The organism is Oerskovia jenensis, assembly GCF_016907235.1.
GTDB classification, from domain to species: Bacteria; Actinomycetota; Actinomycetes; order Actinomycetales; family Cellulomonadaceae; genus Oerskovia; species Oerskovia jenensis.
In genome coordinates, this window is the sequence record NZ_JAFBBO010000001.1 from 1,913,606 (window position 1) to 1,931,666 (window position 18,061).

Sequence of the window (18,061 nt, forward strand, 5' to 3'; positions counted from 1 at the left end):
CGAGCGACCACCCGTCCCGGCACCGGTTCCCGCTGCTCGCGGGGCTCCGCAGCGCCCCGTCGGCGTTCCGTCGCGTCCTGCAGGCACTCGGCAACGAGGCCGCTCCCGACGACGAGCCGGACGTCCCGGAGATCTCCCCGGACCTCGTCCCGCTGCTGCGCACGCTCGGCCGGGCGATGCTCGACTCGGGACAGTCGGTCAACGACGCGCAGGACGTGCTCAAGCAGGTCGCCGACCTGCACGGCGCCCACACCGTGCAGACCCTGGTGCTGCCGACGTGCGTCTTCATCCGCGTCCAGACGGCCTCCGGCGTCGTCACGGACTTCACCGACGCCGCGGGCAGCGGGCTCAACCTGGATCAGATCGGCGCGCTCTACGCGGTGATCCGCAAGCTCCGGACCCAGACGATCGAGCTCGCCGACGCCCGCGCCGAACTGCGCACGATCCGGCGCCAGCCGGCCCGGTTCGGTGCCGTGCTCACGATCGTCGGGCACGCGATCCTGACGCTGGGCTTCGGGCTGATCCTCAACCCGACCCTGGATCTGCTGCCCGTCTTCCTGGTGCTCGGGCTCGGCGTCGGGGTGCTGCGGTGGCTCGCCGCACGCTGGCCCACGCTCAGCACAGCCCTGCCCGTCGTCGCGGCCTTCCTCGTGACGGTCCTGGCGATCCAGGTCGTGCACCCCTGGCTCGGTGACAGCCCGCTGCAGGTCCTGGTCCCGCCGCTCATCAGCTTCCTGCCCGGGTCGGTCCTGACCGTCGCGGCGATCGAGCTCACGAGCAACCAGATCGTCTCGGGCGCGAGCCGGCTCCTCTACGGGATCGCCCAGCTCCTGCTGCTCGTGTTCGGCGTCGTGGCAGGTGCGGCGGTCGCTGGTGACCTGGTCGCCGGGCACGGCGGCGAGCGGATGGGGTGGTGGGCCCCGTGGATCGGGGTCGTGCTCGTGGGCGTCGGGCAGATGTTCTTCTCCTCGACCCCGCGCCGGAGCCTGCCCTGGGTGCTCGTGGTCCTGTTCGCGGCGTACGCGGCCCAGCTCGTGGGGTCCTACATCGCCCCGGAGATCTCCGGTTTCTTCGGCGCGCTCGTGATCGTGCCGCTCGCGACGCTCGTCGAACGGACCCGCACCGGTCCCCCGGCCATCATCACGACGCTCCCGGCCTTCTGGCTCCTGGTGCCGGGCGCCCTGAGCTTCCTGGGGCTGTCGGAGCTCGTGGCAGGGGACACGGGCTCGGTGTCCGACATCGCGAACGCCGTCGTCGCCGTCTTCGCGATCGCGTTGGGCATGCTGGTGGGTACGGCGCTGACTCGCGACGCGAGACGCGTCGGTCGTACCTTCTTCACCGAATAGGCCCGGACCCGGCACACCATCGCCAGCGGATCCTTGCTCCGCAAGGCCAGACCGCTCACAAACGTAGTTGAAGATGGAACGAGTTGGCAGGCACCGAGGACCGTCCTCGCATCCCGTCTGTCGGCGCACGCGGCACCCACGTCATCCGGACGCGCCGCGACTCAGGCCGCTGAGGCCCCAGCACGATCCCCGTCACCGCGACGGCACGGTACGGCGTCGAGCACCCGCTCGACAGCCGCAGTGCGCACGCGGTCCCGGCCTCGGCCCGACGAACGGAACATCGGAACACCGTGACAACTGCACCGCTCAGCTCTGCCGCGCCTGCACGGCGCCGCCCGCTCCCGGGCACCGACGACCGCACACGTGCCACCCTCCTCGGCGCTGCCGACCTCACCGCCACCGGCGCGAGAGGGGGCCGCTGATGGGGAAGCACTCCCAGCGTCGCTTCGCCGCGACCCTCCCCGGGCGTTCCCTGCGCCGCCGCTCCCCCTTCGCGATCGCGGCGGCCCTCGCCGCGGTCGCCGTGACCACCACGGCCGGCGCCGCCAGCCTCGTCACCACCCCCACGACCGCTCAGGTCGCCTCGGCAGAGGCCGGGACGACGGCCGCGACGGTGACCAGCGTCGCCGGCGCGAGCGCCTCGACCCCCGAGGAGCAGGCCGCCCTCGAGGCGGCGAGCGCCGAGCTCGTGCGCGCCGAGTACCTGGCGAGCGAGGGCACGTCCTCCCTGACGCCCGAGCAGCTCGCGCAGATCACCGCGACCCGCGACCAGCTCCGCCAGCTCCTGAGCGCCGCGACCCCCGCCGATGCTGCGGACGAGGGTGCCGACGAGGCCGGCTCGGGGCAGACGACCGTGTCCGCCGACGCAGCGACCCGCACGACGCTCGACACCGGCGTATCGCTGCACTCCGCTCCGACCCTCGACGCCTCCGGGGAGGACGCCGCTCTCGACGGCCGCGACACGTTCCGCGCCAGCCGAGCAGGCACCGAGGGCCGCGAGTCCCTCAGCGCGGACCCGGCGACGCCCGAGGACGCACCCGCCGACGCAGCGGCCACCGCGGTCGACGCGCCGGCAGACCCTGCTGCCGAGGTCCCCGCGGCCGAGGCCCCCGCACCCGCCGCCACGGCGGAGACCCCGGCGGCGGCACCGGCCGGCCAGGCCCAGGTCGCCCCGACGATCGCCGAGATCGGTGCCACGACCGAGGCGCTGCGGGCGCTGCTCGACACCACGGCCGTGACGGTCTCGGTCGAGCCCGGACCGCCGACGGCCGAGGAGGTCGCCGCCCAGCAGGCCGCCGAGCGCGCGGCCATGGCGGCCCAGCTCGCGGTGTGGGCGAACAGCACCGCGGGGTACTCGAACGGCACCATCCCCGAGAGCGTCCTGTGCTCGCCGAGCTTCGCCCCCGGCCAGCTCGTGCGCTGCGACGCGGCCTACCAGCTCGAACAGCTCAACGTGGCCTACCGCGCGGCGTTCGGCACCGACATCTCGGTGACGTCGTCCTACCGCTCCTACGGCTCGCAGGTCGCGGTCAAGGCGTCGAAGGGCTTCCTCGCGGCGGCTCCGGGCACGTCGAACCACGGCATGGCACAGGCGCTCGACCTGGGCGGTGGCATCAGCAGCTTCGGCAGCGCCCAGTACGCCTGGATGCGCGCGAACGCCCCCGCGTACGGCTGGGACAACCCGGAGTGGGCACGCCAGGGCGGCTCCAAGCCCGAGGCGTGGCACTGGGAGTACGGCACGACGTACTGAGCCTGTGGCCCGCCCTGCACACGTCGACGGCCGCCGTCCCGCGAGGGACGGCGGCCGTCGACGTGCTACCGACCGAGGTCGCCCGGGCACGGTCCGGGTCGATCAGCCCCAGGTAGCGCCGATGAGGAGCATCGTCACGAGGAACCCCGTCACCAGGTTGAGCCAGAGGAAGCGCCGCCAGCCGGTGTTCGCGCGCTCGCAGTCCTCGTCGTCGACCGACCAGAACGAGACGACGTTGACCAGGTAGGGCAGCGGCAGCAGCGCGGCGAGCCACCCCGGCCACGGGAGCAGCGCGAGCAGCACCGCGGCCACGAGGTAGGCGGTCGCTGCGACGACGACGGTCCGGTGCGCCCCGATCACGGTCGCGACCGAACCGATCCCACCCGCTCGGTCGGCCTGCACGTCCTGCACGGCGCCGAACGCGTGCGACGCAGCCCCCCACAGCACGAACGCTGCGAGCACGGGCCACACGGTGCGCGCGCCCAGGTCCGCCCCGACGAGCACGAGCGCGTAGAGCAGCGGACCCACGAAGTGCATGGCCGAGGTGAACGAGTCGACGAACGGGCGTTCCTTGAAGCGCAGCACGGGCGCCGAGTAGGCCACGACGAGGAAGACCACGGCGGCGAGCGTGAGGTTCGCGGCCAGGTCGCCCTGGACCGCCAGCCACGCGAGGAACGGGACGTTCACCACGACGCACGCCCACAGGATGCGTCGATGGGTCGCTCGTGCGGTCGCCGGGTCGGCGAGCGCACCCTCGATCCCGCCCTTGCGCGGGTTGCGCAGGTCCGACGCGTAGTCGAACACGTCGTTGATCCCGTACATGAGCAGGTTGTACGGGATCAGGAAGTAGAGCGTCCCGACGACGAGCGCGGCGTCGAGGCGTCCTCCCGTGGCGACGAGGTACCCCGCCGCGAAGGGGTACGCGGTGTTGATCCAGGAGAACGGGCGCGAGGCGGCGACGATCTCCCGGAGCACGACGAGCGGCCCCGGCGCAGCCCCCGGTCCGGCGTCCACCGTCGTCACGACTGCCCTCCCGCGTGCCGGCGTCGTCGGCCGTCGCCGACCCAGGTCCAGACCGCGGGCAGCAGCATCACCGCGGCGAGCGGGTAGGCGAAGTCCTCGAGCGGAGCCCCGGCGAGGTAGATCCCGAGGATCTTGTCCGGCGCGTAGGCGTAGAGCCCGACGGCGATCATGATCGTGTCGAACACGAGCGTCAGGACCACCATGACCGCGGCCGTCCACCACAGCGGCCCCGCCCGGTGACGCCGGAGCGTCCACGCGGTGACAGCCGCGACGAGCGCGAGCACGACGAGGTTGAGGACGATGTTGGTCACGCGCTGCCCCCCGCCGTCGGGCCGTCGGTGGCGCGCGCGGGTGCCTCGTCCGCTCTCGTGGCACCACCGTCCGCCCGCCGGGCTGCGCGCTCCCGCACCCGCAGGTCGAGGAACCGCCAGACCAGCAGCGTGTTGTAGCAGAGCAGCGTGAGGAACACGGCTTCCTCGACGGGCAGCTCGGGGGCGAGCTGGAGCCCGGTCATGTGGGGCGAGTCGCCCCGCGCGAAGATGCCGAGGGCGAGCCCGGCGACGTCCCACGCGAGGAAGAACACCACGCCCACCACGAGCGTGATCGCGGTCCTGGCCGGGTCGGCCCAGAACGCCAGCCTGAACCGGCGGTCGAGCACCGCGAGCCCGGCGAGCGAGACCAGGAGCGCCCCGAGGTACGCGAAGCCGATCACGCGGCACCGCCTCGGAGCCGCTCGGGACGGCGGCTCGCCGCGAGGAAGCCGGGACGCAGGGGTGTCGGGAGGGGCTTGGACGAGGTCTCGCCGAGGAGCCGCTTGGCGACGAGCTCGGCGCTGATGAGGCACATGGGCAGCCCGACGCCGGGGGCCGTGCCCGCTCCCGTGTAGTAGAGGTTGCTGACCTTGCGCGAGGCGCCCGGCGGGCGGAACATCGCGCTCTGCGCGAGCGTGTGCTCCATCCCGAGGGCCGTCCCGCGCCAGGACGAGAACTCGGTCGCGAAGTGCGCGGGACCCAGGACCCGCCGGGTCACGACGCGTCCGCGCAGGTCCTCGATGCCGGCCCAGGCGCCGATCTGGTCGAGGTAGCCGTCGGCGAGCTCCTCGAGCCCGGCCTGCGACGCGGCCGAGCCGCCGAGCGCCGGGTCCGCGGGGAACGGCACCAGGACGAAGAGGTTCTCGTGGCCGGGAGGCGCAGCGGGGTGGTCGATCGTCGCGTCGTCGGTCGCCGAGGTCCGCGAGACGTAGAGCGAGGCCGGGGTCGGGACCCGCAACGAGTCCACGGGGCTGTCGGCCGCGTCGCCCAGGACGTCGGCGAAGTTGCCCCGCCAGTCCTCGGTGAAGAAGAGCGAGTGGTGAGCGAGCTCGGGCAGCTCCCCGCGGACGCCGGCGAGGATCAGCAGCGCCGAGATCCCGGGTCCGCGGTCGTCCCACGCGGTTGCGGGCAGGTCGGCGTAGGCGGGGGGCAGGAGCGCGGTCTGCGTGTGGTGGAGGTCCGCGCCGGACACCACGACATCAGCGGGCACGACCTCGCCCGTGCTCAGCCGCACCCCGGTCGCGACGCCACGGGGGCGTCGCCGGGACCTACCGGTCCGTGCGCGGGGCGAGGCTCCGCCGTCGGGCGTGGGAGCGTGCGGCGCGACCTCGATCCCGACGACGTCGCTCCCCGTCCGGATCGTCACGCCCTCCGAGCGGGCCAGCTTCTCCATGGCCTCGATGATCGTGTACATCCCGCCGCGCGGGAAACGTACCCCCTCGACCAGGTCGAGGTGACTCATGAGCGAGTACAGCGCGGGCACCCGGTAGGGCGACGAACCGAGGAAGACCGCGTGGTAGCCCAGGACCTGACGCAGGCGCGGGTCCCGTACGCGGCGCTCGACCCGGTCCGCGAGGGAGCGTCCCAGCAGGGCCGCGAGCCGCGGGAGCCGCCGCAGGACCGCGCCGTCGATCGCCCGGTCGGGGCGCTCGAACGTCGTGTAGAGGAAGTGGTCCAGGGCGAGGCGGTAGGCCTCGCTCGACTCCTCGGCGTAGGCCCGCATGCGCTCGCCGTCACCCGGCGAGAGCGCGTCGAAGCGCGCCCAGTTGGCCTCCGGGTCGCGGGTGACGTCGAGGACGGTACGTGCCTGCGGGACGTCCGTGGCGCCGTCGGGCCGCTCGGACGACGATGCTCGCTCGAAGAAGACCCGGTACGACGGGTCGAGCGGGACCAGGTCGAGGTGGTCCTGGACGCGCTCGCCCAGGAGCGCGAACCAGTGCTCGAAGACCTCGGGCATGAAGTACCAGGACGGGCCGGTGTCGAACCGGAACCCGTCGAGGTCGAGCGTTCCCGCACGCCCCCCGACCCGCTCGTGGCGTTCGAGCAGCGTGACGCGCGCACCACCTCGAGCCAGGAGCGCGGCCGTGGCCAGGCCGCCGATCCCCCCGCCCACGACCACGACGTGCGGCATCTCGGTCGGTGCGACGGTCACAGAACTCCTCGGGGATCGGCGAAGCGGTCGGAACGACGGGCCCCGGGCACGTCTCGGCGGAGCGACTCGCGTGCCACGGCGCGCGCGGCGACGACGAGCTTGACGGGGTCGGGGACGCGCACCCGGGCGCGGAGCAGGTCCTCGGGCGCGGTGGCCGCGAGCCGTCCGAGCAGGGAGTCGTAGAGCGCGAGGGTCGCGGCGACCGCCATCCGGGCTCGACGCGGGAGCGACGGGAGCGCGGCCCGCGCGGCGGCGAGGTCGCTGCTGATCTCGGCGAGGATCGCGTCGACGTCGTCCTGGGTGAGATCGACGGGAGTGATGCCGGGGAAGTAGCTGCGGCCCAGCTCCTCGTGGTCCGTGCGCAGGTCGCGCAGGAAGTTGATCTTCTGGAACGCGGCGCCCAGGCCCTGCGCGCCGCGCACCACGGCCGCGTCGGCGCGGACGAGGGGCTCCCCGGGCCGGCGCCCCGCGTTGAGGAACACCGCGAGGCACATCAGCCCCACGACCTCGGCCGAACCGTGGACGTACTGCTCGTAGCTGGCCTTGTCGTGCACCTGGACCGTGAGGTCCATGCGCATCGACGCGAAGAACGGGTCGATCTCCGCGTGGCCGATCCCCGTGCGGCGCGCCGTGCGCGCGAAGGAGTGGACGACGAGGTTGGTCGAGTACCCGCTGGCCAGCGCGCGGGCGGTCTCCTGCTCGAGGCCCGTCAGCAGCTCGTCGGCGCCTGCTCCCCGGCGGGTGTCGACGACCTCGTCGGCCACTCGGACGAGTCCGTAGACCGCGTCGATGTCGCGGCGCGCGGAGCTGCCCAGCAGGCGGGACCCGAGCCCGAAGGACGTCGAGTACCCCGTCAGGACCGCCCGGCTGGCGCGAGCGGCGGTGCGGTCGTACAGCATCTGCGACACGAGGGCCTCCCCTGTCATGGTCTCGGACGCTCGGCCCGTTGGCATCCCGGGCGCTCCGGACATGGCACACCCCTTCATCCTCAGCGTGCTGAGTAATTTGCTCAGCATACTGAGGATCTGACGGGATGTCAGCGCCGGACACGCGAAAGGGCCCCCTCGCGCGAGGCGAGGAGACCCTTTCGGCTGCTCGTGGTCCTAGACCTCGATGCGACGAGGACCTGTCTGCCACGCCTCCCAGGCCGAGGAGATGATCTCCTCGAGACCCTGCGAACCGCTCCAGCCCAGGACCGTGTTGATGCGCTCGGGCGAGGCGACGAGCTGCGGCGGGTCACCGGGACGGCGCGGGAAGACGTCCGGGGTCACGTCGAGGCCGGACACCCGGCCGATCTCGTCGATGACCTCGCGGACCGAGGCCCCCACCCCGGTTCCCACGTTGAACACGTCGTAGCCCCGCTCGTCCTCGTCCAGGTAGGCGAGAGCCACGAGGTGCGCCTCGGCGAGGTCCATGACGTGCAGGTAGTCCCGGATGCAGGTGCCGTCGGGCGTCGGGTAGTCGTCACCGAAGACCCGGGGGCGCTCACCCCGCTCCAGACGGTCGAGGACCATCGGGACGAGGTTGAGGAGCGTCTGGTCACCGAGGTCGGGCCACCCGGCGCCGGCGACGTTGAAGTAGCGCAGGGCCACGAACCGCAGCCCCCACGACCGGGCGGCCGCCCGCCCGAGCCACTCGCCGACGAGCTTGGTCTCGCCGTACGGGTTGATGGGGTCGGCGTGCAGCTTCTCCTCGACGAGGGAGACCGAGGGCATGCCGTACGTCGCCGCCGACGACGAGAAGACCAGACGGTGGACCCCGGTGGCCTCCATCGCGGCGACGAGGTTCGTGAACCCGCCGACGTTCTGCTGGTAGTACCAGACGGGCTTCTCGACCGACTCGCCGATCTGCTTGCGAGCCGCGAAGTGGACCACGGCGCTGACCTCGTGCTCGACGATGGTCCGGGTCAGCACGTCGACCGCCTCGGCGCTCGACACGTCGAGACGCACGAGCGGCGCACCCCCGACACGCTCCTCCTGGCCGGTGCTCAGGTCGTCCACGACGACGACCCGCTCTCCTCTCTCCTGCAGCAGGCGCACCACGTGCGCACCGATGAACCCCGCTCCGCCTGTCACCAGAATCGTCATGGGAGGAGCGTAGATCGCCCAGGCAGCCCTCCTCGACGGACCCCTCTCCTGCGAGACGCCCGACGGTCAGTGGTGGACCGACGCCTCGGTCGCCTGCATCGACGGCGGCTCGATCTGGAACGTGCAGTGGTCGACGTCGAAGTGTCCGCCCAGGCACTCCTTGAGTCGCCGCAGCACCTCGGTCCCCCCGCCCCGCTCGAGAAGATCCTCCTCGACGACGACGTGGGCCGACATGACGGGCACGCCCGAGGTGATGGTCCAGGCGTGCAGGTCGTGCACGCCCACCACACCGGGAGTGCCCTCCATGTGGGTGCGGACCTTCTCGAGGTCCACACCGGCGGGAGTCGACTCGAGGAGCACGGCCGCGACCTCGCGCAGCAGCATGAACGCCCGCGGCAGGATCAGGAGCCCGATCGCGACGGACGCCAGCCCGTCGGCCCCCGGGAACCCGACCGCCACCAGGATGCCCGCGACGATCACCGCGACAGACCCGAGCAGGTCGCCGAGCACCTCGAGGTAGGCACCCCGGACGTTGAGGCTCTCCGCCTGACCCGCGGACAGCAGTCGCAGGCCGATCGCGTTCGCGACCAGCCCGACGATCGCGACCCCGATCATCAGCCCCGCCTGGATCTCGGGGTCCGGAGCCCGGAACCGCGAGACGCCCTCGACGATCGCGAGCACCGCTACCGTGCCGAGGATCAGGGCGTTGGTCAGCGCGGCGAGGATCTCGGCGCGCTGCCAGCCGAAGGTCCGGGTCGCGGAGGCGGGACGCGTCGCGAGCCAGCTCGCGAAGAGCGCGATCCCGATCCCGCTCGCGTCGGTGAGCATGTGCCCGGCGTCGGCGAGGAGCGCGAGCGACCCGGAGACCAGCGCACCCACGACCTCGAGCGCCATCACGCCGAGCGTGATGCACAGGACGATCACGAGCCGACGGCGGTGCGCGCCCGTCGCGGTCGTCGCGCCGTGGGAGTGCGAGTGGCCGCTCATCGGGCGCCCCTCGTGACGTCGACGATCCTCTCGGCGTCGGCCAGGATGTGCGCGACCTCGGGCCGTGCGAGGCGGTACCAGGACGAGCGCCCCTCGCGCCGCGTCTCGACGAGCCCCGCCTCGCGGAGCGTCGCCAGGTGCGCGGACACCGTGGACTGTGCGAGCCCGAGCTCGCGGGTCAGGTCGACCACGCGGTGCTCGGCGACGGCGAGGAGGTGCACCACGGAGAGGCGGTGCGGCTCGGCGAGGGCGTGCAGCAGGCGCGCGACCGCGGTGTGGTCGTGCCCGACGACGGGCGGCGTGCACGGTTGCTGCGGATGCTCGGCCGCCGGCTGCTCGCCGAGACCGTCGGTGGCAGGTCGGCGCGCCCGCAGGTGCGTACGGGCGCTCGTCTCCCTTTTCATCGTCATATAACGATGTTATCGCTCATCGGCGATGAATGCTAGGCCCACCCCAGCTCGTGCAGCCTGTCGTCGTCGATCCCGAAGTGGTGCGCGATCTCGTGGACGACCGTGACCACGACCTCCTCCACGACCTCCTCCCGCGTCTCGCAGATCGCGAGCGTGGGGTTGCGGAAGATCGTGATCCGGTCCGGGAGCGCCCCCGCCGCCCACATGAGGTCGCGCTCGGTCAGCGGGACCCCCTCGTACAACCCCAGCAGCTCGGGGTCGTCGACGGGCGCGTCGTCCTCGACCAGGACGACCACGTTGTCCATCTGCTCCGCCAGCTCCTCCGGGATCTCGTCCAGCGCATCGCGCACCGCGTCCTCGAAGTCCTCGCGCGTCATCTCCACCACGGGACCATCCTCCCCCGCGCACCCCGCACCACCGCCCGCCGAACCCTGGTCGCACGGCGTTTTGCACCACGCACCCGGTTCCCCGTATGCTGACGGAGGTCTCTCGGCGACTCGTGCCCCGCAGGCGGTACGGGTCTCCAGGAAACTAGGCCCCCATCGTTTAGCGGCCTAGGACGCCGCCCTTTCACGGCGGTAGCACGGGTTCGAATCCCGTTGGGGGTACTCGGAAGGATCCGATTAACGGATTCGCCCGGCAGTAAGATACGATTCTCGAGGTTCGAACGGCGCAGGCCGGGAGAAACTCACGCAAGGCCCTGTAGCGCAGTTGGTTAGCGCGCCGCCCTGTCACGGCGGAGGTCGCGGGTTCAAGTCCCGTCAGGGTCGCTCGACAGCGACTGCCCGGTCATCACGACCGGGCTTTCGTGTCAAGGCTCTGTAGCTCAGTTGGTAGAGCGTTCGACTGAAAATCGAAAGGTCACCGGATCGACGCCGGTCGGAGCCACCCCCACGAAGCCCCACCTCGTTTCCCACGAGGTGGGGCTTCGTCGTTCCCCGGAGCCGGCGCTCGGCCCCGACTCGGCCCCCCGCCCGGCCCCCGATCTCGGGCGAGAGCGGCGCCGTCGTACCCCTGCGCGCGGCCTGCCCGACGAGACGGTCACCGCACCCGAGACGGGCGGCACGGGCCGTGACACCCGAACCCTTCTCGGGCGGGCGCGGGCCCCGCACCCAGGGAGCACATCGGACGACCTCTCGCACGCCCGGCGCGCGGAATTGCCCTCGGGCCGGTTGACCGGTTGAGTGGGACATGAAGAAACGACTCTTCAGGGCGCGGGCAACCCCGCGCGCACGAGCGCCCCGACCGGAGCGCCAGGAAGGTGACCACCATGAGCGACTGGGACGACGGACAGCCCCCTCCCCCGAACCCGAAGCCGTCGATCGGCAAGCTCGTCGAGCAGATGTCCGAGCAGGCCACGCGCCTGGTCCGGACCGAGATCGCGCTCGCCAAGAAGGAGCTGACGACCAAGGCCGCGCGCTCGGGCATCGGGATCGGCATGTTCGTCGTCGCCGGTGTGCTCTCGCTCTACGGGCTGGGCTTCCTCCTGCACTCCGCGATGGTCGGGCTCGCCCACGCCGTGCCGCTGTGGCTCGCGGCCCTCATCGTCGGAGTCGTGCTGTTCCTCCTCGCAGGCACCCTCGCGTTCGTCGGCAGCAAGCAGCTCAAGAAGGGGATGCCCCCGACCCCGGACGTGGCCATCGCCGGCATCAAGGAAGACGTCGCCACCGTGAAGGAAGGACTGCGCCCGTGAGCACCGAACCGACGAAGGCCGAGCCCACCCAGGCCGAGCTGGAAGCCGAGATCGCCCGGACCCGGTCCGAGCTCGCGAGCACGATCGACGAGCTGACCACGCGCCTCGATCCTCGCACCCAGGCGGCGAACGTCGCGCACCAGACCAAGCAGGCCGCAGCGGACACCGGCAGCTTCTTCACGGGTGGCGGGCTCCCCGAGCACGATCCCGCACGAGCACGGAACGTCAAGATCCTCATCGGCGGTGCCGTGGCGACGGTCGCGCTCGTCGCCGCGGCGATCCTCCGGCGCCGCTCCTGACAAACCCGCCCCGGCGACCGGGCCGAGCAACCGGCCCGGTCGCAATCGGGCCGCTCTGCCATCGGGTGCCGTCAGGTGCCGGCAGATGCCGTCAGATGTCACCAGGAACGACCGAGCCCGGCGCCACAGGCGCCGGGCTTTCGGCTGGTCGTGAAGAAGATCAAGGTCGGTACACGACGGGGAGCGCCGGGAAACAGGTCCCGGGGCTCCTCAACGGCCCGACGGCGAAGGCTGGGCGCAGGGACGACCACCGCGCCGTCGGTCAGCCCTTGTCGACGCCCTCGGCGTTCTCGCTCGCCGCACCCAGGAGTGCGCGAACCTCGGACTCGCGATAGCGACGATGCCCCCCGAGGGTCCGGATCGACGACAGCTTGCCGGCCTTGGCCCAGCGAGTGACGGTCTTGGGATCGACGCGGAACAGGCTCGCGACCTCGGCCGGTGTGAGCAGAACTTCGGACTCTCCATGGACGGACATCACTGCACCTCCTCCTAGCGACTGGCTGGTCCGACGGTGACGTCGGAACGCGACGACAGCACTGCGCTAGCCCTTCTATTGTCGCAGCATGAGGATTTTGGGCGACTTGGCGGACAGGGTGAATTAGACGGGGTATGGGTGGTACAGGTGTTTCGGACCGAGATCCGGGCGTGTCGCGCGACGCTCCCCCCTCGCCCGCGACACCCTTCGGACCACTCCTGCGACCCGGTCGCCCACCCCTCGCGCCCCGCCGGGCGGGCCCCATCGACCCTCGCTCGACCCGTCGTTGTGTGGAGACAGTGTGACAAGGCACCCGTTCGGGGGACCTGAGTGGCTGGAATGCATCCGGACCATGTACCGTTGGACTCTGAACAGACGAAACACACTCCCGGGGCCGCACGTCGAGTACGTTGCCGCCCCGCTTCTACGTTGAGGGGGTCGGAGCCATGGGCCGCGGCCGTCAGAAGGCTAAGCAGACCAAGGTCGCTCGTGCGCTGAAGTACTACAGCCCCGAGACGAACTACCAAGCTCTCGAACAAGAGCTCACTGGTCACAGCCACACGGATCTCGCGACAGATCCTCGCTACGGAGCGAGGTCTTCCGAGGACAACAGCGGAGAGTACGACCAGCCGTTCGCCGGCTGGTCCGACGATCGCTGACTCGACCTCACCTCCTTCCTGCGACCTTCGGGCCCCAGGCGGTCCGTGAGTCGACAGATCGCGAGTACGTCCGTCGACGACCTACCCGCGACTTTTCCTCGTTCGACGAAGGCGCGTCCTGCGTCCCAAGCCTCCGGGCTGGGACGCAGGACGCGCCTTCGTCGTGGCGTCAGTTGCGGTAGTCACCCGTCAGGCGCACGGCTCCCGCGTGCACACCCTTGGTACCGACCACCAGGTCGTCCCCACCGGCAGCAGAGGTCGCGGTCGGGTCGAGCGCGCTCACGGTACCCAGGACCCAGGCCGTGAGCCCCAGCTCGGCGCATCGGGCCAGGGCGGCGTCGGCGCCGTCGGCCCCCACGATCGCGACCATGCCCACGCCGAGGTTGAGCGTGTTCTCCAGGTCCCGACGAGGCACGTTCCCGAGGTCCCGGACCACGGTGAAGACCGGGGGGACCTCCCACGAGCCGCGGTCGACCGTCCCGACCAGGCCGGCCGGCAGCACGCGGGCCAGGTTCGCGGCGAGCCCGCCACCCGTGACGTGCGTGAACGCGTGCACCTGCGCGGCGTCGTCGTGCGCCAGAGCCAGGCAGTCGCTCGCGTACACGCGCGTGGGCTCGAGCAGCTCCTCGCCGAGCGTCCGACCGAACTCCTCGACCTCGCGGTCGAGCTCCCAGCCCGCGTGCTTCACGACCGCGCGGACCAGGGAGTAGCCGTTCGAGTGCAGGCCCGACGAACCCAGCGCGATGAGGACGTCGCCCTCGCGCACACGCTCGGGGCCCAGCAGACGGTCGGCCTCGACGACGCCCGTCGCGGCGCCCGCGACGTCGTACTCGTCCTCGCCCAGGAGGCCCGGGTGCTCGGCCGTCTCCCCGCCGACGAGGGCCGTGCCGGCGACCTCGCAGGCCGCCGCGATCCCGCGGACGATGCCTGCGATGCGCTCGGGCACGACCTTGCCGCACGCGATGTAGTCCGTCATGAAGAGCGGCTTGGCCCCCACCACGACGATGTCGTCGACGACCATGCCCACGAGGTCGAAACCGATGGTGTCGTGGACGTCCATGGCCTGCGCGATCGCGACCTTGGTCCCCACGCCGTCGGTCGAGGTGGCCAGCAGGGGCTTGGTGTAGGTCGCGACCTCGCTGAAGTCGTAGAGCCCGGCGAACCCGCCCACTCCCCCGAGGACCTGCGGGCCGTGCGTGCGGCGTACGGCGTCCTTCATCAGCTCGACGGCCTTGTCGCCCGCCTCGGTGTCGACACCGGCTGCGGCGTACGTGAGACCTTCAGACACGAATGAACTCCTGGTGGTTGCGGCGCGCCCGGTAGGGCGTACGTCGTACGGGGTCAGGGGTGGTCGAGGGCGGTCCCGCCGCCGACTCCCACGGAGAGGTTGCGCAGCCCGTCCTCCGGCGCACCCAGCGGCAGCTCGGCCTGCTCGAGCAGGTGCTTGCCGAGCTGGTCGTCCGGGGGCAGCTCGATGGGGTACTTCCCGGTGAAGCAGGCCGTGCAGAGCTGGGAGGCGGACTGCTCGGTCGCCGCGATCATCCCCTCCTCGGAGATGTACCCGAGGGTGTCGGCGCCCAGCGAGGCGCCCACCTCCTCGGGCGACAGGCCGTTGGCGATGAGCTCGGCGCGCGACGCGAAGTCGATGCCGTAGAAGCACGGCCACTTGACCGGCGGGGAGCTGATGCGGACGTGGACCTCGGCGGCCCCCGCCTCGCGCAGCATGCGGATCAGGGCGCGCTGGGTGTTGCCGCGCACGATCGAGTCGTCGACGACGACGAGACGCTTGCCCCTGATGACGTCGCGCAGCGGGTTCAGCTTGAGCCGGATGCCGAGCTGGCGCAGCGTGTCCGACGGCTGGATGAACGTGCGCCCGACGTAGGCGTTCTTGGTCAGGCCCTGGCCGAACGGGATGCCGGACTCCTGGGCGTAGCCGACCGCGGCCGGCGTGCCGGACTCGGGGACCGGGATCACGAGGTCCGCGTCGATGCCGTGCTCGCGGGCGAGCTGGCGGCCCATCTCGACGCGCGCGGCGTGCACCGAGCGGCCGTTGATCGAGGTGTCCGGGCGGGCCAGGTAGACGTACTCGAAGACGCAGCCCGCACGCTCGACCGGGGCGAACCTCTGCGAGCGCAGGCCGTCGCCGTCGATCGCGATGAGCTCGCCCGGCTCGACCTCGCGGACGAACGAGGCGCCCACGATGTCCAGGGCCGGGGTCTCGCTCGCGACGACCCAGCCGCGCTCGAGGCGACCCAGGACGAGCGGGCGCACGCCCTGCGGGTCGCGCGCCGCGTAGAGCGTCTTCTCGTCCATGAAGACGAGGCTGAAGGCGCCGCGGAGCCTCGGGAGGACCTCCATCGCGGTGTCCTCGAGCGAGTGGTCGCCGTCGCCCGCGAACAGCGCGGTGATGAGGGCCGTGTCGGTCGTGTTGCCGCGGGCCAGCTCACCCCGGCGCTGCGCACCGTAGCGTTCCGCGACGAGGTTCACGAGCTCGGCGGAGTTCGTCAGGTTGCCGTTGTGCCCCAGGGCGACCGTCCCGGAGGACGTCGCACCCAGCGTCGGCTGGGCGTTCTCCCAGGTCACACCACCCGTGGTGGAGTACCGGCAGTGCCCGACGGCGATGTGCCCCGTCAGGGCGTTGAGGGCCGTCTCGTCGAAGACCTGGGAGACGAGTCCCATGTCCTTGTAGACGAGGATCTGCTCACCATTGCTGGTCGCGATCCCGGCCGACTCCTGACCGCGGTGCTGCAACGAGTACAGACCGAAGTAGGCAAGCTTGGCGACCTCTTCGCCGGGCGCCCAGACACCGAAGACGCCACAAGCGTCCTGGGGGCCTTTCTCGCCGGGCATGAGGTCGTGGTTGAGAAGTCCATCTCCGCGGGGGGCCACGGCTCCAGTGTCCCATACGGTCCCGGGCTGCCCGAAGTCGCGACCAGGGGGTGGACCGCGCGCCCCGACGGCCCCGCGCACCTGTACGTGCCTCGCGGTGGTCGCTACCCTCACGCAGTGACCGACACCTCCGACATCTCCCCGGGCCGCACGATCGCAGTGCTGGGGCGCCCCGTCCCGACGAGCGCCCTCCGGCTCGTCGAGCCTGCGCCGAGCGGCCCTCAGGTCCTCGCGGACGGCATGCTGACGGTCGCGCGGACCGTGATGACCTCGGCCGGGCTCGGGTTCCTGGTCCTCCTCGGTGCCTGGCTCACCCTCGAGGAGGGCTTTCCGGACGTCTGGCGCGACCAGCACCTCGACCCGGTCAGCCGGGCCTCGATCGCGTACGTGAGCGCGGTGCTCGCCATCGGCGGAGTCCTGTACGCCCTGTCGAGCGCCGCGTCGCGCACTCTCCTCGGGCGCCGGCTCGACCGGCTCGCGGGCACGGCCCCCGAGCAGGTGCCGGTGCGCAGCGTGCGCGCTCGGGCGCTCGGCGACGACGTCACCCCGACGGCACCGCTCGTCGGGCTGTGCGTCGCCCTCTTGGTCGTCGTCGGGCTCGCCGTCCTGATGGTCGCCCCCGTCATGATCTTCGCGAGCGGCATGGTGACGACCGGGCTCGTGGTCCTCGCGGGCGCGGCCCTGCTGGCCGCGCTCGTCGGGTTCACGCTCTCGGCCCTGAAGGGACGCGGACGTCGGGCGTGGGCGCGCGTGTCGGACCGTCCGCGGCAGGCATGGAACGACAGGGTCGTCCGTGCTGCCGTGCGTACCGAGGAACAGCTCCGCCCGTCCGCCGAACGCACGATCGAACTCGGTCGGCTGCACCGCCTGACGTCCAGATCCCAGAAGCCCTTGACCGTCATCGGCGGCGTCCTGCTCGGCGCGGCGCCCGTCGTGGGGTTCGTCGCCGTCTTCCTCCGGCAGCCGGGGCGGAACGCCGACACCCGGTTCTACGACGAGAAGGGCGAGAGCGCGATCGACGTGATCATCACGTCAGGAGCCGTGCTCGCGCTGACCGGAGCAGCGGTGCTCCTGCTCGCCCTCGCGGCGACCACCGTGGTGAGGGCCCGGGAACGCAGCACGTTGCGCAGGCACGCCCGGGCCGAGGACGCCGGCACCTGGCGGCCCGACGACGCGTTCCTGCGACGACACCTCGACGGCCCACCCCTGCTCTGGGCAGGAGGCGTCCTGGTCCTCGGACTCGCGACCGTCGCCGCCCCGGCCGTCCTGGCGCTGCTCCAGGTCACGAACGACCCGGCGCACCCCCTGACGACCTACCGCGGCACGATCGAGACCACGGGCGCGGCGTCGCTCGCCCTCGCGCTCCTCGGGACCGTCGCACTGACCGCAGGCATGCCGACCGGGAGGCGGTTCCGTCAGCTGCTCCGTGGGACATGGCACCCGGACGATCCCGCGCCGACCACCGCGGGCTCCTGACGAGTCGCGGCGACGGCATCGAGGACGTCAGCGGCGCAGGCTGCGCCTGTCCGCCCAGATCGCGAGCGCACCCGCGACGAGAGTCGTGAGAGTGGTCGTCCCCAGGACCACGACCGTGAGGTAGACGCCGGGCTTGAGGACGCCGCGCGACTCGGGGGAACCCAACCACGTGATCCCGAGGCACAGCCCCACGACGATCCCGACGACGGCGCCCGTCGTGAAGAACGCCTTGTACCGGGGCGCGCGACGGATCGACGTGGGGTCGATGACCGACTCGATCTCGACCTCGTCACCGCGGACACCGTCGTCGTTCGCGTCACCGGTCTCGGTGGGGGCGGCGTCCGGGGCAGCCTGCGTGGACTGCGGGACGGGGGCCGCCTGCGCGGCGGCCGTGCCGGGCTCCGACGGCACGGTGGCGTCGAGGCCGTTCGGGGTCTCGTTGACGTCGGGGGTGGGGGTACTGGGGCTCACGCGGCCGAGACTACCCGGTAGGACTGGGAAACC

General features: G+C 71.9%; 19 protein-coding genes and 3 tRNA genes. 9 read left to right on the plus strand and 13 right to left on the minus strand.

Features of this window, described 5'->3' with window-relative positions:
- The first annotated feature begins 155 nt into the window (after positions 1–155).
- Positions 156–1,346 carry a threonine/serine exporter family protein gene (locus JOD49_RS08585; protein WP_275589044.1) on the plus strand — a complete coding sequence of 397 codons (1,191 nt, stop codon included), beginning with the start codon at positions 156–158 and terminating at the stop codon, positions 1,344–1,346.
- 421 nt (positions 1,347–1,767) lie between these two features.
- Positions 1,768–3,096 (plus strand): M15 family metallopeptidase, encoded by a 1,329-nt coding sequence (locus tag JOD49_RS20060; protein WP_239525173.1) that lies wholly within the window; start codon positions 1,768–1,770, stop codon positions 3,094–3,096.
- 102 nt (positions 3,097–3,198) lie between these two features.
- Here JOD49_RS20060 and JOD49_RS08595 read toward each other — a convergent pair whose 3' ends face one another.
- The 9 genes from JOD49_RS08595 to JOD49_RS08635 all read right to left on the minus strand — a co-directional run bounded on the left by JOD49_RS08595 (position 3,199) and on the right by JOD49_RS08635 (position 10,443).
- Positions 3,199–4,119, minus strand: a complete 921-nt coding sequence (locus JOD49_RS08595; protein ID WP_307822456.1) for a prenyltransferase — start codon at positions 4,117–4,119, stop codon at positions 3,199–3,201.
- On the minus strand, positions 4,116–4,430 hold the full coding sequence (locus tag JOD49_RS20510; RefSeq protein WP_205306800.1) for a lycopene cyclase domain-containing protein: 315 nt from the start codon (positions 4,428–4,430) through the stop codon (positions 4,116–4,118). Before JOD49_RS20510 ends, JOD49_RS08595 begins: the two co-directional genes overlap by 4 nt.
- Positions 4,427–4,831 (minus strand): lycopene cyclase domain-containing protein, encoded by a 405-nt coding sequence (locus tag JOD49_RS08605; RefSeq protein ID WP_307822457.1) that lies wholly within the window; start codon positions 4,829–4,831, stop codon positions 4,427–4,429. The genes JOD49_RS20510 and JOD49_RS08605 overlap by 4 nt, the downstream gene beginning before the upstream one ends.
- Complete coding sequence (gene crtI / locus JOD49_RS08610) at positions 4,828–6,561, minus strand: phytoene desaturase family protein (RefSeq protein ID WP_205308889.1); 1,734 nt, start codon at positions 6,559–6,561, stop codon at positions 4,828–4,830. Before crtI ends, JOD49_RS08605 begins: the two co-directional genes overlap by 4 nt.
- A 17-nt stretch (positions 6,562–6,578) precedes the next feature.
- Entirely contained in the window at positions 6,579–7,508 is a 930-nt protein-coding gene (locus JOD49_RS08615; protein ID WP_205306802.1) for a phytoene/squalene synthase family protein, read from the minus strand.
- A 177-nt stretch (positions 7,509–7,685) separates the two neighbouring features.
- Entirely contained in the window at positions 7,686–8,669 is a 984-nt protein-coding gene (gene galE / locus JOD49_RS08620) for a UDP-glucose 4-epimerase GalE (protein ID WP_205306804.1), read from the minus strand.
- Positions 8,670–8,735: 66 nt separating this feature from the next.
- The gene (locus JOD49_RS08625) at positions 8,736–9,656 is read right to left on the minus strand and encodes a cation diffusion facilitator family transporter (RefSeq protein WP_205306805.1); all 921 of its coding nucleotides are present in this window, start codon (positions 9,654–9,656) and stop codon (positions 8,736–8,738) included.
- Positions 9,653–10,066: an ArsR/SmtB family transcription factor gene (locus JOD49_RS08630; RefSeq protein ID WP_239525174.1), complete on the minus strand. Its 414-nt coding sequence runs from the start codon at positions 10,064–10,066 to the stop codon at positions 9,653–9,655. Before JOD49_RS08630 ends, JOD49_RS08625 begins: the two co-directional genes overlap by 4 nt.
- 32 nt (positions 10,067–10,098) lie before the next feature.
- Positions 10,099–10,443 (minus strand): metallopeptidase family protein, encoded by a 345-nt coding sequence (locus tag JOD49_RS08635; RefSeq protein ID WP_191792004.1) that lies wholly within the window; start codon positions 10,441–10,443, stop codon positions 10,099–10,101.
- A 158-nt stretch (positions 10,444–10,601) separates the two neighbouring features.
- Here JOD49_RS08635 and JOD49_RS08640 point away from each other — a divergent pair.
- From JOD49_RS08640 to JOD49_RS08660, 5 genes are all read left to right on the plus strand, one after another.
- A tRNA-Glu gene (locus JOD49_RS08640) sits at positions 10,602–10,674 on the plus strand.
- An 88-nt stretch (positions 10,675–10,762) separates the two neighbouring features.
- Positions 10,763–10,836, plus strand: a tRNA-Asp gene (locus JOD49_RS08645).
- 45 nt (positions 10,837–10,881) lie between these two features.
- Positions 10,882–10,954: transfer RNA gene (locus JOD49_RS08650), tRNA-Phe, on the plus strand.
- Positions 10,955–11,336: 382 nt separating this feature from the next.
- On the plus strand, positions 11,337–11,759 hold the full coding sequence (locus JOD49_RS08655) for a phage holin family protein (protein WP_205306807.1): 423 nt from the start codon (positions 11,337–11,339) through the stop codon (positions 11,757–11,759).
- Positions 11,756–12,058 carry a DUF3618 domain-containing protein gene (locus tag JOD49_RS08660; RefSeq protein ID WP_205306808.1) on the plus strand — a complete coding sequence of 101 codons (303 nt, stop codon included), beginning with the start codon at positions 11,756–11,758 and terminating at the stop codon, positions 12,056–12,058. The genes JOD49_RS08655 and JOD49_RS08660 overlap by 4 nt, the downstream gene beginning before the upstream one ends.
- Before the next feature lie 262 nt (positions 12,059–12,320).
- Here JOD49_RS08660 and JOD49_RS08665 read toward each other — a convergent pair whose 3' ends face one another.
- Positions 12,321–12,533 carry a BldC family transcriptional regulator gene (locus JOD49_RS08665; RefSeq protein WP_030151000.1) on the minus strand — a complete coding sequence of 71 codons (213 nt, stop codon included), beginning with the start codon at positions 12,531–12,533 and terminating at the stop codon, positions 12,321–12,323.
- Between the two features lie 446 nt (positions 12,534–12,979).
- Here JOD49_RS08665 and JOD49_RS08670 point away from each other — a divergent pair, with 446 nt between their 5' ends.
- Positions 12,980–13,192 carry a DUF3073 domain-containing protein gene (locus tag JOD49_RS08670; protein ID WP_191792005.1) on the plus strand — a complete coding sequence of 71 codons (213 nt, stop codon included), beginning with the start codon at positions 12,980–12,982 and terminating at the stop codon, positions 13,190–13,192.
- A 169-nt stretch (positions 13,193–13,361) separates the two neighbouring features.
- Here JOD49_RS08670 and purM read toward each other — a convergent pair whose 3' ends face one another.
- Together purM and purF are read right to left on the minus strand one after the other, a co-directional pair.
- Entirely contained in the window at positions 13,362–14,480 is a 1,119-nt protein-coding gene (gene purM / locus JOD49_RS08675; RefSeq protein ID WP_205306809.1) for a phosphoribosylformylglycinamidine cyclo-ligase, read from the minus strand.
- Positions 14,481–14,533: 53 nt separating this feature from the next.
- Positions 14,534–16,081 (minus strand): amidophosphoribosyltransferase, encoded by a 1,548-nt coding sequence (gene purF, locus JOD49_RS08680; protein WP_205306810.1) that lies wholly within the window; start codon positions 16,079–16,081, stop codon positions 14,534–14,536.
- A gap of 117 nt (positions 16,082–16,198) precedes the next feature.
- On the opposite strand from purF, the gene JOD49_RS08685 reads away from it, so the two are divergent.
- On the plus strand, positions 16,199–17,557 hold the full coding sequence (locus JOD49_RS08685; RefSeq protein WP_205306811.1) for a hypothetical protein: 1,359 nt from the start codon (positions 16,199–16,201) through the stop codon (positions 17,555–17,557).
- Positions 17,558–17,584: 27 nt separating this feature from the next.
- On the opposite strand, the gene JOD49_RS08690 is transcribed toward JOD49_RS08685, so the two are convergent.
- Positions 17,585–18,028, minus strand: coding sequence for a hypothetical protein (locus tag JOD49_RS08690; RefSeq protein ID WP_205306812.1), 444 nt, complete (start codon positions 18,026–18,028; stop codon positions 17,585–17,587).
- Positions 18,029–18,061: the final 33 nt, after the last annotated feature.

Bases quoted from the DNA above. Each gene is read 5' to 3' on its own strand.
- JOD49_RS20060 (WP_239525173.1), top strand. From the start codon at position 1,768: ATGGGGAAGCACTCCCAGCGTCGCTTCGCCGCGACCCTCCCCGGGCGT.
- crtI (WP_205308889.1), bottom strand. From the start codon at position 6,561: ATGCCGCACGTCGTGGTCGTGGGCGGGGGGATCGGCGGCCTGGCCACG.
- JOD49_RS08615 (WP_205306802.1), bottom strand. From the start codon at position 7,508: ATGACAGGGGAGGCCCTCGTGTCGCAGATGCTGTACGACCGCACCGCC.
- galE (WP_205306804.1), bottom strand. From the start codon at position 8,669: ATGACGATTCTGGTGACAGGCGGAGCGGGGTTCATCGGTGCGCACGTG.
- JOD49_RS08625 (WP_205306805.1), bottom strand. From the start codon at position 9,656: ATGAGCGGCCACTCGCACTCCCACGGCGCGACGACCGCGACGGGCGCG.
- JOD49_RS08630 (WP_239525174.1), bottom strand. From the start codon at position 10,066: ATGACGATGAAAAGGGAGACGAGCGCCCGTACGCACCTGCGGGCGCGC.
- JOD49_RS08635 (WP_191792004.1), bottom strand. From the start codon at position 10,443: ATGACGCGCGAGGACTTCGAGGACGCGGTGCGCGATGCGCTGGACGAG.
- JOD49_RS08655 (WP_205306807.1), top strand. From the start codon at position 11,337: ATGAGCGACTGGGACGACGGACAGCCCCCTCCCCCGAACCCGAAGCCG.
- JOD49_RS08665 (WP_030151000.1), bottom strand. From the start codon at position 12,533: ATGTCCGTCCATGGAGAGTCCGAAGTTCTGCTCACACCGGCCGAGGTC.
- JOD49_RS08670 (WP_191792005.1), top strand. From the start codon at position 12,980: ATGGGCCGCGGCCGTCAGAAGGCTAAGCAGACCAAGGTCGCTCGTGCG.